The following is a 255-nucleotide window of genomic DNA, read 5'->3' as shown; positions in this document are numbered from 1 at the left end:
AGTACCAGCATTAACTTGAATGTTTGCCGCAAATAGTGGTAAAAATGTTGTAATGCCACCAAAAGTAAAGGATAGAAAAAATGTAACAATAGCGACTGGTAATACAGTTTTTTCAAAAAATGATATTGGCTTTTTTGATGTATGCTGAACTGCTGGGATTTTTGTACCAAATGCAAGTATGAATGCAATAAGTGCTAATGCTGTGCATAGAAGAAATAGATAATGAAATGAAAATGATTTTACTACCCAAAGACC

The 255-nt window shown here is 32.5% G+C and carries 1 pseudogene; it reads right to left on the bottom strand.

Annotation, left to right across the window (positions count from 1 at the left end):
• Positions 1–255 (bottom strand): annotated as a pseudogene (locus tag SB658_RS25670) (MFS transporter); the annotation flags it as partial.

Origin of the sequence: Bacillus sp. SIMBA_008, assembly GCF_046535495.1 — a bacterium.
Classification (GTDB): domain Bacteria; phylum Bacillota; class Bacilli; order Bacillales; family Bacillaceae; genus Bacillus; species Bacillus subtilis.
Note: the sequence above shows the minus strand (reverse complement) of the source record. Positions and strands in the feature narration are given on the sequence as shown.